At 61.0% G+C, this 14,463-nt stretch carries 14 protein-coding genes; 7 read left to right on the top strand and 7 right to left on the bottom strand.

The features are described from left to right. Positions 1-5: 5 nt before the first annotated feature. Positions 6-548, bottom strand: a complete 543-nt coding sequence (locus tag ABSE61_RS26400) for a CDP-alcohol phosphatidyltransferase family protein (protein ID WP_423874103.1) — start codon at positions 546-548, stop codon at positions 6-8. A gap of 147 nt (positions 549-695) precedes the next feature. On the opposite strand from ABSE61_RS26400, the gene purM reads away from it, so the two are divergent. Both purM and purN read left to right on the top strand, forming a co-directional pair. Then, the gene (gene purM, locus ABSE61_RS26395; protein ID WP_423874086.1) at positions 696-1,769 is read left to right on the top strand and encodes a phosphoribosylformylglycinamidine cyclo-ligase; all 1,074 of its coding nucleotides are present in this window, start codon (positions 696-698) and stop codon (positions 1,767-1,769) included. Continuing rightward, positions 1,763-2,455, top strand: a complete 693-nt coding sequence (purN, locus tag ABSE61_RS26390; RefSeq protein ID WP_423874085.1) for a phosphoribosylglycinamide formyltransferase — start codon at positions 1,763-1,765, stop codon at positions 2,453-2,455. Before purM ends, purN begins: the two co-directional genes overlap by 7 nt. Before the next feature lie 65 nt (positions 2,456-2,520). On the opposite strand, the gene ABSE61_RS26385 is transcribed toward purN, so the two are convergent. Further along, positions 2,521-2,724 carry a cold-shock protein gene (locus ABSE61_RS26385; RefSeq protein ID WP_072825325.1) on the bottom strand — a complete coding sequence of 68 codons (204 nt, stop codon included), beginning with the start codon at positions 2,722-2,724 and terminating at the stop codon, positions 2,521-2,523. 371 nt (positions 2,725-3,095) lie between these two features. Here ABSE61_RS26385 and ABSE61_RS26380 point away from each other — a divergent pair, with 371 nt between their 5' ends. Continuing rightward, positions 3,096-4,226 (top strand): autotransporter outer membrane beta-barrel domain-containing protein, encoded by a 1,131-nt coding sequence (locus ABSE61_RS26380; protein WP_423874084.1) that lies wholly within the window; start codon positions 3,096-3,098, stop codon positions 4,224-4,226. Between the two features lie 262 nt (positions 4,227-4,488). Here the strand turns inward: ABSE61_RS26380 and ABSE61_RS26375 are convergent, their stop codons facing one another. Next, the gene (locus ABSE61_RS26375; protein ID WP_423874083.1) at positions 4,489-4,662 is read right to left on the bottom strand and encodes a hypothetical protein; all 174 of its coding nucleotides are present in this window, start codon (positions 4,660-4,662) and stop codon (positions 4,489-4,491) included. Between the two features lie 26 nt (positions 4,663-4,688). Between ABSE61_RS26375 and ABSE61_RS26370 the strand changes: the two genes are divergently transcribed. Next, positions 4,689-4,865, top strand: a complete 177-nt coding sequence (locus ABSE61_RS26370) for a hypothetical protein (RefSeq protein WP_423874082.1) — start codon at positions 4,689-4,691, stop codon at positions 4,863-4,865. 18 nt (positions 4,866-4,883) lie between these two features. On the opposite strand, the gene rnd is transcribed toward ABSE61_RS26370, so the two are convergent. Next, entirely contained in the window at positions 4,884-6,032 is a 1,149-nt protein-coding gene (rnd, locus tag ABSE61_RS26365) for a ribonuclease D (RefSeq protein ID WP_423874081.1), read from the bottom strand. A gap of 411 nt (positions 6,033-6,443) precedes the next feature. Beyond that, the gene (locus ABSE61_RS26360) at positions 6,444-7,922 is read right to left on the bottom strand and encodes a protein adenylyltransferase SelO (protein ID WP_423874102.1); all 1,479 of its coding nucleotides are present in this window, start codon (positions 7,920-7,922) and stop codon (positions 6,444-6,446) included. Positions 7,923-8,118: 196 nt separating this feature from the next. Between ABSE61_RS26360 and aspS the strand changes: the two genes are divergently transcribed. From aspS to ABSE61_RS26345, 3 genes are all read left to right on the top strand, one after another. After that, a complete protein-coding gene (gene aspS / locus ABSE61_RS26355; protein WP_423874080.1) occupies positions 8,119-9,909 on the top strand; it encodes an aspartate--tRNA ligase in 1,791 nt (596 codons plus the stop codon). A gap of 60 nt (positions 9,910-9,969) precedes the next feature. Continuing rightward, positions 9,970-12,276, top strand: a complete 2,307-nt coding sequence (locus ABSE61_RS26350; RefSeq protein ID WP_423874079.1) for an NADP-dependent malic enzyme — start codon at positions 9,970-9,972, stop codon at positions 12,274-12,276. 109 nt (positions 12,277-12,385) lie between these two features. Beyond that, positions 12,386-12,832: a DoxX family protein gene (locus ABSE61_RS26345; RefSeq protein ID WP_423874078.1), complete on the top strand. Its 447-nt coding sequence runs from the start codon at positions 12,386-12,388 to the stop codon at positions 12,830-12,832. On the opposite strand, the gene ABSE61_RS26340 is transcribed toward ABSE61_RS26345, so the two are convergent. Further along, the gene (locus ABSE61_RS26340) at positions 12,820-13,404 is read right to left on the bottom strand and encodes a dihydrofolate reductase family protein (protein ID WP_423874077.1); all 585 of its coding nucleotides are present in this window, start codon (positions 13,402-13,404) and stop codon (positions 12,820-12,822) included. The two genes, ABSE61_RS26345 and ABSE61_RS26340, sit on opposite strands and share 13 nt — an antisense overlap. Continuing rightward, positions 13,405-14,346 carry a polysaccharide deacetylase family protein gene (locus ABSE61_RS26335; RefSeq protein WP_423874076.1) on the bottom strand — a complete coding sequence of 314 codons (942 nt, stop codon included), beginning with the start codon at positions 14,344-14,346 and terminating at the stop codon, positions 13,405-13,407. Positions 14,347-14,463: the final 117 nt, after the last annotated feature.

The raw sequence follows: 14,463 nt of genomic DNA, 5'->3' as shown, positions 1-14,463 counted from the left end.
GGGATCTAACGGGCTTCGATCGTGCCCATATGCCGTACCCACTCGACGAGATAGAGGGATACGGAAACCAAAGTAAAGACGGTTACCAGCGCCATCAGCACGGCATCATACGGCATCGGTTTGAAACCGAAACCAAGCGCGGCCAAGATCAATGCCGCAAGCGCCACCTGCGCTGCCGTGTTGAGCTTGGAAACCATCAACGGTTTCATCTCGACAGGTTTGCCGAATAGCCATGACACGATCACGGCCGACACGATCATGATGTCGCGCGAGACGACGAGGATGACGATCCAGCGCGGCATCGCGCCCCAGATACCCAGCGCCACATAGATCGAAACCAGAAGCGCCTTGTCGGCGAGCGGATCGAGCAACGCGCCGAGCTCGCTCGTCATGTTGAAGCGCTTGGCCAAAAATCCGTCGACGGCGTCGCTGACGCCGGCGATAACGAACACGGTAAACGCGATCTCCATCTGGTTGGAAGCGATCGCCCAGACGATGACGGGCACTAAAATGATGCGCCCCAACGTAATGATATTTGGAATACTCAACTCGGTCGTTTCCCGGCTACCGGCCTCATTTTCCATAATTTTCCCCCTTTGCGGGGCGAAGTGGCCGTTGTCTACATAGTACGCGCGAGCGACCATTGCACATAAGCTAAATCCGACGTAACCAGCCGGAATCAACTGGAAAAAGCCATGGCCGAGCGCAAAAACGGGCTCACTTACGCGGATTCGGGCGTCGATATTGATGCGGGCAACCGCCTGGTCGATCTGATCAAGCCGATGGTTCGCGCCACAGCGCGTGCCGGCACCGAGGCGGAAATCGGCGGTTTTGGCGGATTGTTCGATTTGAAGGCCGCGGGCTTCAAGGACCCGGTTCTGGTCGCCGCGACCGACGGGGTCGGGACCAAGGTCAAGATCGCGATCGACACCGGATTGCATGGCGGTATCGGGATCGATCTCGTGGCGATGTCGGTCAACGACCTCGTGGTGCAGGGCGCAGAACCGTTATTCTTTCTCGACTATTTCGCCTGCGGCAAACTGGACCCAGACGCGACCGCCTCGATCGTCGCCGGCATCGCCGAAGGCTGCCGCGAGTCCGGCTGCGCCTTGATCGGTGGCGAGACGGCCGAGATGCCTGGCCTCTACAAGGATGGCGATTACGATCTTGCGGGGTTTGCGGTCGGCGCCGCCGAGCGGGGTACTTTGTTGCCGCGTGCCGATATTCGTGCCGGCGACGCCGTGATCGGCCTGGCTTCGTCGGGTGTCCACTCCAACGGCTTTTCCCTGGTACGAAGAATCGTCGAGGCCTCCGGCCTCGGTTTTGATGCGCCGGCACCGTTTTCGCCGGTCATGACGCTGGGCGGTGCGTTGCTGGCCCCGACCAAACTCTATGTTCGGTCTTGCCTGCGCGCGATCCGTGAAACCGGCGCCGTCAAGGCGCTCGCCCACATCACCGGCGGCGGATTCACCGACAACATCCCCCGTGTGCTGCCGAAGCATCTGGGCGTCGGAATTGATCTCGCGCGTTTGCCGGTATTGCCGGTCTTCAAATGGCTGGCAGAGCAGGGCAACGTCGCCGAGCTTGAGCTGTTGCGCACCTTCAATTGCGGGATCGGGATGATCGCGGTCGTCGAAGCCGATGCAGTCGAAGCCGTCAGCAGCATCCTCGCCGAAGCCGGCGAGGGCGTGACGTTGCTGGGCGAAGTAATTCCGGCGCAGGGCGAGCATCGCGTGGTCTATAACGGGCATCTCAACCTTTCATGGTGAAGTCCGATCCACATCACGGGGCTCCAAGGCCGCGCGTGGCAATCCTGATTTCGGGACGCGGCTCGAACATGGCCGCGTTGATCAAGGCGGCGAGGCTTAAGGATTTCCCGGCGGAAATCGCGGTTGTGATTTCCAACCGGGCCGACGCGATGGGCCTTGCATCGGCGGGCGTGGAAGGCATCCCTACGGTCACGATCGAAAGCAAGCCGTTTGGCAAAGATCGCTCAGCCTTTGAGGAGGCATTGCAATCGGCGCTTGAAGCTCACCGGATCGAGCTGATTTGCCTCGGCGGATTCATGCGGCTTTTCACGGCCGAATTCGTGCAAGCCTGGTATGGCAGGATGCTCAACATCCATCCCTCGCTGCTGCCGTCTTTTCCGGGCCTTGATCCCCACGGGCAGGCGCTGAATGCGGGCGTGAAAGTATCGGGGGCGACGGTCCATTTCGTCACGCCGGAAACCGACGCGGGACCGATCGTGATGCAGGGAGTGGTGCCGGTTCGCGATGACGACACGCCCGAGGCGCTATCGGCGCGAATTCTCGAAATCGAGCACCGGATTTACCCGGCAGCCTTGCGTCTTTTGGCGAGTGGAAGGCTTCGCCTTGAAGGTACGGTCTGCAAATTGAACGGCAATGCGAGCAGCACCGATACCCTGATATCGCCGCAGCCGGCCAGCAAAGAGTGATCAAACAAAATCCCCCGGCAGGGCCGGGGGTGCATCAGGATTGCTTGCGCGGATCGTGACGAGGCTTAGGAGACCTTGAGATTTTCGGCGGAAGTTTTTCCGCGATTTTCGACAAGGTCGTATTCGATAACCTGATTCTCGTTGAGGGTGGTGAGCCCAGCGCGCTCGACGGCAGAGATATGGACGAAGACGTCCTTATCGCCGACCATCGGCTTGATGAACCCATAACCCTTTGTCGGGTTGAACCACTTGACGGTGCCTTTTTGCATCGCCTGTCTCCTGGTCTAGACGTAAAGAAGACGCAGCACGCGATCTGCATGCCGCGCCACAAGCGGGCTTTCCGGATGTCTGCTAAATTTCCCAGTCGCGAAACGCACAGTCGATCGGCCTAATTCCGATTGTGACAGGGATTGCAACACGAAATTTGCACGTTAGCAAGCTTCTGGAACGGCTTGGGAAAATCGTTAGGTGGGCTCAGACTGCCGTCAAGGGCTTGTGGCCGGGCTACAACATGGCGCGCCAATTGCCTGCAATGTCAGGCTTGGGACGATTGACGCTGTTGCCGAACTGCGACCAAATCCTTCAATTGAATGTAATTTGATATTTCGGGCGGGAGTGCCCGCTTTTGGGAATGGCGTGGATGGGCTGGTCACTGCGGTCTTCGCGAGCGATGGAGACCGGAGTCGGCCGGTGGGCCGGCAGGGCCTTTTTCACGGCCGTTGTGCTCGTCCTGAGCTTTTCGGCGCAGCAGGCCCACGCGCAAGCCTTCGGGCCACCGCCTCCGCCGCCACCTCCGCCGCCGAGCCCATCGATCCCGGCGTCCGACCTTTCCTCTGGTGCTGCGATCACGAATCTCGGCAGCAACTTTCTCGAGCGGCTCGGCGACCAGGCGAGCGGTGGATTCGGCCGCGCGTCGCGGACTAACCCCGGGGGCGGGGGCGCCTCAGAAGCCTTCGATGGTCCGGCTTTCCGGACGTGGGGCGAAGCCTATGGAATTTCCAGCAAGACCGGCCCGCAAGCCAATTTCGTCGGCGATGATCGTACGACGACCGGCGGAGTGGCTGGCTTCGGCGCCCGGATCGCTCCGGGCGTCAATGTCGGCTTCTCGATCGACCAGAGCCGGACCGGCATCGACGTGCCGCTGGCGATGCAGTCGGCGACCCTCGATCTGACCCAGCTCGGCTTCAACGCCTCGATCGACAAGGGACCGTGGACCTGGGCGGTTGCGCTCGTTCACGGTTTTGGAAAGATCAATTCCAGTCGCGATACCGGGCTGGGTATCGCCAGCGCGGGTTACAACGGACAGATCGATGGTGCGCTGACTGAACTCAGCTACTACTGGACCGTGAACCAGAGCCGGTTCGTGCCGAAAGCTGCGTTTGAATATGTTCACGCGTCGACGGGCTCTTTCCAGGAGATGGGCGGCTCGGATCCGGTTTCGGCCAGCGGCGCCACGCTCGACCGCTCGCGAATACTGGTTGGCGCCGAGATCGGCCACTACTGGATTGTAGATCAAAAAATTCTCGACCTCTCGGCCTACGGCAAGTTCGTCGATAATTTCGAACAAAATCTCAGTTCGGTCACCGTCAGCCTTGGCCCCCAAAGCATCAGCGTTCAGGGTATCGGCGAAAGCAGGTATGGCGCCGATGCCGGCGCGGCACTCTCGCTGAGCCTGACCAATGCCGTGCGTGTATATCTCAACTACGACGGCAAGTTCCGCTCCGCGCTGCAATCGCATCAAGCCACCGCGGGCATCGAGGTGAAGTGGTAAGTCTTCCTGTGTTGCCTTTTTCGCACAGCAACCATGCTTGGCCGTGCAACGGAAACCGGTTGAAAATAAAACCGAACGCCCGGTAAAGTAGTTACCACGATTTGGGGTAGCTTTCGATGCGGGGTTGGGGTGACGAGCAGCGCCTGTTGGGCGACTGGCCGTTGCAGCATGTGCGACTCAACACGGCTCTGCACGGCCTTTCGTGCTTGCCGCGGTCAAAACGCGGCGATCTCCAGAAAACGAAATTAGCGCCGGTCAGGGCCTATTTGGCGAGACGCTCGGCGAGTTCGATCAGGATGCGCCGATCGGCCGGGTCCTTGATTTTTCTAAAGGCGACGACGAGCCGCAAACCTTCGACGACATTCAGGTCGATTTCATTGTCGCGAAGCAATTGCAGCAGTTTGTCCCCGGGGTGATCGGGATCTTCGATGTTCACCGTAGGTGCTCCGGAAGACGGTAAAAATGGCGAGTCCTGAAAATGATCTCGACGAACTGGCCGACATGATTTCAGCTGCAATCGAGAAGGCACGCCAGCTAAACATGCACACCAGCGCTTATATTCTATCGATGGCGCTCGCGGAAGTATCGAAGGCCGCAAAAGCGGCTGCCAACAAGCCTGACGGCGGCAAAACGTCGTAGTTCATCTACGCGTTCTAGTCAGCTTCGCTCCACTTTCACAACTTTGCCTTTTTCGATTGCCAGGGCCATCCGGCCCTGCTTCAGCGCCAGCGCGGCTTCGCCGAACAATTCGCGGCGCCAACCATGCAACGCGCCGACATCGGCATTGTCGTCGGCTGCGATCTGTTCCAGGTCGTCGACGGTTGCGATCACCTTGCTTGCGACCGCGTGACGTTCCGACGTCATGCGCAGCAGGACCTTGAGTAGTTCGACGATGGCCGCACCGTTGGAGTTGCCGCGCGGCTTCTCGATTTTCGGAAGCGTCGCAACGTCGCGCGCGAGGCCGCGCTGCACGGCGGCCACAATGTCGGAGCCCCATTTCGATCGATCGAAACCTTTCGGCAGCGAGCGCAAATTGGCGAGCTTCTCCAGACTCGTCGGCGCGTGAGTAGCGACATCGCCGACGACATCATCTTTCAGGATTCGGCCGCGCGGCACGTCGCGGCTTTGGGCTTCCTGCTCGCGCCACGCGGCGACTTCGATCAGCACCGCCAGTTCCTTCGGCTTGCGCACCCGCGTTTTCAGCCGCTCCCACGCCCGCTCGGGGTGGAAGTCGTACGTCCTCGGGCTTGTAAGGACTTCCATCTCCTCGCTGACCCAGTCGCTGCGGCCGCGCTTCTTGAGGTCGGCATCGAGCGCTGCGAAGACGTCGCGCAGGTGGGTGACGTCGGCAAGCGCGTAATGCATCTGCTCGTCCGTCAATGGCCGGCGCGACCAGTCGGTGAATCGGTGGGTCTTGTCCGGCCGGTGACCGGCGACACGCTCGACCAGTTGGTCGTAGGCGATCGAGTCGCCGTAACCGAGCACCATGGCGGCGACCTGCGTATCGAAGATCGGGTGCGGCACGATGCCGGCGCGGTGCCAGACGATCTCGATGTCCTGGCGCGCGGCATGAAAGACCTTGAGCACCTTTTCGTCAGCCATCAACGCGAAGAGGGGCTTGAGGTCGATGCCTTCCGCGAGCGCATCGATCACTGCCGCTTCGTCAGCGCTGGCCATCTGCACCACGCACAGCAGCGGGTAATAGGTGGTCTCGCGAAGGAATTCAGTGTCGACGGTGATGACCCGGTGTTTGGCGAGGCGATCACAAAAGGCGGAGAGTTCCGCAGTAGTGGTAATCAGATCCATGAACGGTCCATGACGCTTTCCCGAAGGGCGTTCGGCCGAAAGCGCTGATATGTCAAGGGCGTTGCGGCAAAATCGAGACCCGAATCTACGCTTAGAGCGCTATTTAACGCAAACAGTCGGGTCCAACGCAAACGGCCGCCGGTTGGCGGAGCCATCCTCACCAAATTCTGACGGTCAGTTCGATCAGAAATCGCGCAGCTGCCGGCCGGGTTGCCGCCGGGTGGACGGAACCACCAGCACGATGACGCACAGCCCAACGATTGCCAGGCCCATGAATTCGAAAACCAAAGCGTCCACGAGGAAAATCTCCCAAACAAACCGATAGATTTGCCGGGAAGCGATTGAGCGCTTGTTAATTTATGGCGGCTCGCCACGCGCGCGGCACCCAATGTCTCGCGGAAGGTTAACGCTTTACGTGCCGCAAAACGTCTGGAGCACGCGCTGATGCGGCTCGGGCGGATTGGCGTAATCGGCGAATGCCGGCTGTTCTTCGTAGGGCTTCGCCAACACGGCAATGAGTTCTTCAAACGGCGCATAGTCGTCGCGGGCAACCGCGGCCTGGATCACCGCCTCGATCCGATGGTTGCGGGGAATGAAAGCGGGGTTGACGGTTCGCATCACGCCAGCGCGCTCGGCCGGTGTTTGCGGCTCCTCGCTGGTGCGTTGCCGCCAGCGCACCGCCCATTCGTCGTAAGCGACAGGATCGGCGAAGTGGGCGCGAACGTCCTGATCACGGGCAGCATCCTCGGCGGCGGCGCTCAGGCCGCGGAAGGTCAGTGTGAAGTCGGCGTTATTTTTGGCCATGGCATCCAGGAGGTCCTGCACCAGGGCCTCGTCGCCATCGCGCGCGGTGAACAGGCCGATCTTCTGGCGCAGGCCGGATTGATAGGCGGCGGTAAACCTTCCCGGAAATTCCGCGAGAACAGATTGTGCCTCCTCGATCGCCTTGTCTTTGTCGTCGGAAAACAGCGGCAGCAGACATTCGGCGAACCGCGTCAGATTCCAGAGCGCGATCCGCGGCTGGTTGGCGTAAGCGTACCGGCCTTGCTCATCGATCGAGGAGAACACGGCTGCCGGATCATAATGGTCCATGAAGGCGCAAGGGCCGTAGTCGATCGTCTCGCCCGAGATCGAGGTATTGTCGGTGTTCATGACGCCATGGATGAACCCGATCTGGAGCCAGCGAGCAACCAGTTCGGCCTGGCGCGCGATGACGCCCTCGAGCAAGGCATGACAGGGGCGCTCGGCCTGCGCTGCCTGCGGGTAGTGTCTGGCGATCGCATGGTCGGCGAGGCGGCGGACGCCTTCGGTATCGCCGCGGGCTGCAAAATACTGAAACGTGCCGACGCGAATGTGGCTCGAGGCCACCCGGGTCAGCACCGCGCCCGGCAACACCGTCTCGCGCATGACGCTTTCGCCGGTGATGGTAGCGGCAAGCGATCGCGTGGTCGGAATTCCGAGCGCCGCCATCGCTTCGCTGACGATATATTCGCGCAACACCGGTCCCAACGCGGCGCGGCCATCGCCGCGGCGGGAAAATGGCGTCGGCCCCGAGCCCTTGAGCTGGATGTCGCGGCGGATGCCGTCGATATCGATGACCTCGCCGAGCAGGATGGCGCGTCCGTCGCCGAGCTGCGGCACGAAATGGCCGAACTGGTGGCCGGCATAGGCCATGGCGATCGGTTGGGCGCCCTCGGGAAGGCGCTTTCCGGAGAGGATTTCGGCGCCCTCGGGGCTCTCCAAAAGGTCAGGATCGAGCCCGAGCCGGACCGCAAGCGGTCGATTTAATTTGATCAGCCGGGGTGCGGCCACCGGCGTTGGTGCCACCCGCGCGAAAAAGCCATCCGGGAGCGCGGCATAGGTGTTTTGGAAGGCGAAATGCACCGTCATGCCATCAAGATAGGCATACGCGGTCATTAGACAATCCGCTTGCCAACAAAGGGCGAAATTTCCCGGTTTTCGTGGCTCTCGGGAGGGCGTTGGTCGGTTGCCGCCCCTCGCGGCCTCGGGTAAACCCTCAACCTCTTCGGGGAGGCCCTTTGGGGCGCTCGATTCGATCCTCCGACATTTGACTCATGGAAATTCGATGCATCGTTACCGGTCCCATACCTGCGGCGCGCTCCGGGAGAGCGATATCGGCCAGAGCGTTCGTTTGTCCGGCTGGTGTCATCGCATTCGAGACCATGGCGGTGTTCTGTTCATCGATCTGCGCGACCATTACGGGTTGACGCAATGCGTCGTCGACCCGGATTCGCCGGCCTTCAAGGTCGCCGAAAGCCTGCGCTCGGAATGGGTGGTGCGGATAGACGGCAAGGTACGGCGGCGCCCCGAGGGCACCGACAACCTCGATTTGGCGACAGGCCTGATCGAGCTCTACGCTACCGAAATCGAGGTGCTGGGGCCGGCTGCCGAACTGCCGATGCCGGTGTTCGGCGAACAGGAATATCCCGAAGACATCAGGCTCAAGTATCGTTTCCTCGACCTTCGCCGCGAGAAGCTGCACCAAAACATCATCAAGCGCGGCCAGATCATCGATTCGATCCGCAAGCGCATGAAAGAGCAGGGGTTCTTCGAATTCCAGACCCCGATCCTGACGGCCTCCTCGCCGGAAGGCGCGCGCGACTTCCTGGTGCCGTCGCGCTTGCATCCGGGCAAGTTCTATGCGCTGCCGCAAGCCCCGCAACAGTTCAAGCAGCTGACGATGGTTGCCGGCTTCGACCGCTATTTCCAGATCGCGCCGTGCTTCCGTGACGAGGATGCGCGCGCCGACCGCTCGCCCGGCGAATTCTACCAGCTCGACGTCGAAATGAGCTTTGTCACTCAGGACGACGTGTTCAGCGCCATCGAGCCTGTCATGCGCGGCGTTTTTGAGGAGTTTGCGGAAGGCAAGCACGTCACCGCCAAATTCCCGCTGATCCCCTATGCGACCGCCGTGAGCAAATACGGCACCGACAAGCCGGACCTGCGCAATCCGATCGAGATGCAGGTGGTCTCGGAGCATTTCCGCGGCTCCGGCTTCAAAGTGTTCGCGCGCATACTCGAAGATCCCAAGAACCGGGTGTGGGCAATCCCTGCGAAGGGAGGCGGATCTCGTGCGTTCTGCGATCGGATGAATTCCTGGGCGCAAGGCGAAGGCCAGCCCGGGCTCGGCTACATCATGTGGCGCGAAGGCGGCGAGGGAGCAGGTCCGCTCGCCAACAATATCGGGCCGGAGCGGACGGCGGCGATCCGCGTGCAACTCGGCTTGAAGGAGGGCGATGCGGCGTTCTTCGTCGCGGGCGATCCCGACAAGTTCTGGAAATTCGCCGGCCTTGCCCGCACCAGGCTCGGCGAGGAATTGAACCTGATCGAAAAGGACAGGTTCGAGTTCTGCTGGATCGTCGACTTCCCGATGTTCGAATGGAATGAGGAAGAAAAGAAGATCGACTTCTCGCACAACCCGTTCTCGATGCCGAACATCGAGCCGAAGGAATTTTTGGCGCTCGATCCCGCCAACCATGAAAAGCTGCTGAGCCTCAAGGCCATTCAGTACGACATTGTCTGCAACGGCACCGAACTGTCGTCGGGCGCGATCCGTAATCACCGTCCCGACGTGATGAAGAAGGCGTTTGCGATCGCGGGTTATCCCGAAGATGTCCTTGAGGCAAAGTTCGGCGGCATGTTGCGGGCACTATCGCTGGGCGCCCCGCCGCATGGTGGCATCGCACCCGGCATCGACCGGATCGTAATGCTGCTATGTGGCGAGGAAAACTTGCGCGAAGTCGTGCTATTCCCGATGAACCAGCGGGCGGAAGACCTGATGATGGGCGCTCCCTCAGAGGTGACCGCGAAACAGTTGCGCGAGCTTCACATCCGGCTCAATCTGCCGCAAAACTGATAGCAAATACCACCGAGATCGATTGTTTCGGGGCGACAACGAAGCCCCCGGGGGAAGCGAATGTCCTATTCCGAAGACCTTCACGCTGCAGCGCTCGCCTATCATCGGCTGCCGCGGCCCGGCAAGCTCGAGATCCAGGCGACCAAGCCGCTCGCCAACCAGCGCGACCTTGCGTTGGCCTATACGCCCGGCGTCGCGGCTGCCTGTACCGAAATTGCCAACAACCCGGCGGAAGCGGCTACGCTGACCGCCCGCGCCAATCTGGTCGCGGTGGTCACGAACGGGACGGCGGTGCTCGGCCTCGGCAACATCGGCCCCCTGGCCTCCAAACCCGTGATGGAGGGCAAGGCGGTCCTGTTCAAGAAATTCGCCGGCATTGACGTTTTCGATATCGAGATCGCTGCCGACACCATCGAGCGCGTGGTCGAAACCGTGGCGGCACTGGAGCCGACCTTCGGCGGCATCAATCTTGAAGACATCAAGGGTCCGGAATGCTTTGAGATCGAGGCCCAGCTCAAGGCGCGGATGAAAATTCCGGTGTTTCACGACGACCAGCATGGCACGGCCATCATCGTCGGCGCGGCCATCACGAACGCGCTGTTCTTGAGTGGAAAGAAGCTCTCCGACGTCAAGATCGTGTGTTCGGGGGCAGGTGCTGCGGCGCTCGCCTGTCTCAATCTTCTGGTGTCGATGGGCGCCAAGCGGGAAAACATCTGGGTTTGCGACATCGAGGGCGTGGTCTACGAGGGCCGCACGAAATTGATGGACCGTTGGAAGTCGGTCTACGCCCAGAAGACCGACAAGCGCGTGCTCGCTGACGCGATTCCGGGCGCCGACATTTTCCTCGGCCTTTCTGCCCCCAACGTGCTGAAGCCGGAAATGGTCAAGCAGATGGGCGATCAGCCGCTGGTGATGGCGCTGGCCAACCCGAACCCGGAGATCATGCCGGACGAGGCGCGCAAAGCCCGTCCCGATGCCATGATCTGCACCGGGCGGTCCGACTTCCCCAATCAGGTCAACAACGTTCTTTGTTTTCCGTTCATCTTCCGTGGCGCCCTCGATGTCGGTGCGACCGCGATCAATGAGGAAATGAAAAAGGCGGCGGTAGACGCGATCGCGCAACTGGCCCGCGATCCGCCGGTGGATGCGCTGGCGCCTGGTTTCGACAGCGGGCAGGCGCAAGGTTTCGGCCCGGGTTCGTTGATCCCAAGTCCGTTCGATCCGCGCCTGATCCTGCGCATCGCGCCTGCGGTTGCCAAGGCGGCGATGGACTCCGGCGTGGCGAGCCGGCCCCTTCCGAATTTCGAGGAATACTGCATCCAGCTTGAGCGCTTTGCGTTCCGCTCCGGGCTCGTCATGAAGCCGGTCTTTGCCAAGGCCAAGACCCAGCCGGTCCGTGTCATCTACGCGGAAGGCGAAGACGAGCGCGTGCTGCATGCGACCCAAGTGGTGCTCGAAGAAAACGTGGCGCGGCCGATACTGGTCGGTCGTCCGTCGGTGGTCGAAGCGCGGATCAAGCGGTTTGGTCTCGCCATCAAGGCCGGCAAGGATTTCGACCTCATCAATCCCGAGGATGATCCCCGTTATCGCTCCTACGTCCAATCCTACATCACGACGGCCGGCCGGCACGGCGTGACGCCGGATGCCGCACGCACCGTGGTGCGAACCAACGCCACCGTGATTGCCGCGCTGGCGGTCAGCCGCGGCGAGGCCGACGCCATGATCTGCGGCGTCGAAGGCGGCTATATGAGCCATCTGCGCCACGTTCGGGAAATCATTGGCTTCCGGCCGGGCTTAAGTGATTTTGCGGCGCTGTCGCTGATGATCACGAGCAAGGGCGCCTACTTCATCGCCGATACCCAAGTGCGGCCAAATCCGAGTGCGGAAGAACTTGCCGAAATGGCGGCGCTGGCCGCCGTCCACGTTCAGCGGTTCAACATCAAACCCAAAGTCGCCTTCGTGTCACATTCCGATTTCGGCAGCTATGACACGGAATCGTCACGGAAAATGCGTCGCGCCACCGCACTGTTGCGCGAGAAGCATCCGGAAATCGAGGCGGACGGCGAAATGCAGGGTGACACCGCACTTATGGAAGCGGCACGCAAGCTGGTCTTGCCGCATTCGCACCTTGAAGGCGTGGCCAATATCCTGATCATGCCCAACCTCGACACCGCCAATGTGGCCTATCAGATGATCAAGGCATTGGCCGACGCGTTGCCGGTGGGACCGATCCTCATGGGGCCGTCACGACCTGCCCATATCCTGACGCCGTCGGTGACGGCGCGTGGCATTCTCAACATGACGGCGATTGCCGCCGTCGAGGCGCAGGAGCGCGCGGGCCGCCAACAGCCCTCGCTATTCGCTTGAGCCGGAGACGACACACCAGCCGGAAATCGATTGAATATTTGAAAAGCCGGTGCGAAACGACCATAATCGCTCCGCTATTCCTCAGCTTTGCGACCTAGAGGGGCCGAAAATGCCAGCGCTTGTTACATTTGGACGAATTTTGTTCGCCGTGCTTTTCGTTTTCTCCGGAGCCTCCAAGCTCCTGGACCTGTCGGCAACGGCCCAAATGACCGAGAAGATCGTGCTTCCCGCGATCGTGGCTCCCTATACCGCGCAGCTCGAGACCATCACGGGAATGCCGATGGGGCAGCTGCTGGCGATTGCAGCCGGCGGAATTGAGGTGGTCTGCGGTCTTATGATTGCGCTGAACCTTGGCGCGCGTTTCTTTGCGATCGTGCTGATCCTGTTTGTGGCGGCCGCGACGTTCTACTACCACGACTTCTGGAATCAGACTGGTGCCGACGCCAGAAACAATCTGGTCCATGCTTTGAAAAATCTGTCGATCATCGGCGCCTTGTTCATGATCGTTGGGACCAGCCGCTTCGCCAAATCCCAAGAGCCTGCTTACGACGTTTGAGGCGTCCGTTGCCAAGGCGTGACGGTGACGCCGTTCGCTGCGTCAAGAACCAGGCCTTGGCCGGGCTTGAGGCCGTGACTTGAGAGAACTTCCTGCGGCGTTTTTTCCGGTACGCCGGAGAAGACCGGTTCGCCGCCGGGCAAATTGACGTTCGGGGCCTGCGAAAGCCAGAACGTGTCGTAGCGATCCATGAACATGTCGAATACGTCGGGTCCGCCAATGATGGCGATGGTCCCTTCGTGAACGCCGGCGTGGTCGCACGCGGCCTCGAAGGGGGCGTTTGCGGGATTCCACAACGTCGCTTTGGGGATGGAAGGGTCGTCAGCAAGGTCAGCGACTTTGCGCGTCACCACGATCCGCTTTCGCTGCGGCGAGTTTGGCTGACCTTCGTGCGAGCGGCGGCCGTGGACGATCAAGTCGGCGCGATCAAGCGCCGCCGTGAAGAACTCCTTGTCACCCTCGAATTTCAGCGCTTCCGGCATCACATGCCGCTCATCCGCCAACCTGCCGTCCGCGGATACGATCACATAGGCTTCGATGCGGAATACCGGCACGACCGTTCTACACGACAATTATTCCGAAATCGTCTGCACCACGCTCGATACCGGCCGGGAACTGACGGTGGGCAGCTTGGCGTCTTTCAAGACTTCCTCGTCATATTGCGGAAGGGTTTGAACGGGCGCCTTCGCCTTCATCTGCACCACCTTGTATCCACCGGCCTTCAACTTGCGCAGCAACTCGGGCAGGGCCTCCGCGGTGTGCTTGTGAAAGTCGTGCATCAGGATGATGCCTTTGCCCTGCTTGTCGAGCTTCTTCATCGTGACGTCGATCACTTGCTGGGCGTTGCGTGCCTTGAAATCGAAGGAATCGAGATCGCAGGAGAACATCGCGATGTTCCGCGTGCCGAGATAGGTCACCATCTCAGGCGGGTGCTGCAAGGCGGGGAAGCGAAAGAACGGCGACGGCGACACACCGCCCAGTGCCCACTTTACGGCGGAAAATCCCTTCTCGATTTCTTCTTTGCGCTGATCTTCGGTCAGTTTCTTGTTGGTGAGCGTAGCGTGCGACCAGGTGTGAGTACCGATGGTATGGCCGGCGGCGGCAACCTGCTTGAGGATTTCGGGATAATAGGTGGCGTGCTTGCCGATCGAAAAGAAAATCCCGGTCGTGCATTCGTTGGCCAGTGTCTTGAGGACGGAGGGCGTGTTCTCCGGCCACGGACCGTCGTCAAAGGTCAGCACGACTTCCTTCTCGCGGAGGAAATCGAGTTGCTTGAAATGCTCGAAGCCAAATCCCGGTCCGCCCGTCGTGTCGATCTCGACGACGCGGGCAATCCCGAGCGCGTCGGGATTGGCGCAAGGTAATTTGGCCGGTGCAGGTGCCGCGGCGGGAGCGGGGGCTGTGGCAGCGGCAGGTGCGGCGCCGGGCTTGGCGGGCGGGGTTTGCGACCATGCCGCCCCGGTCGCGCAGAGTGAAATCACGCCTGCAAAGGTCAGTGCTGCCGCAATACGCATCGTGGTTTTCCCTGTTCTCTGACCGCGCCGGGCCTTCTCGTGGCCGGGCGCGATTTCCCCCGCGTCATCATAGCCGAGTTGCAGCGTTACGCCATATCGGCTTTGGCAGGGTGCCGG

This window comes from Bradyrhizobium sp. (assembly GCF_049519115.1).
In the GTDB taxonomy this organism is placed as follows: domain Bacteria; phylum Pseudomonadota; class Alphaproteobacteria; order Rhizobiales; family Xanthobacteraceae; genus Bradyrhizobium.
The sequence above is the reverse complement of the archived record's forward strand: the minus strand, read 5'-3'. Positions and strand labels throughout refer to the sequence as shown.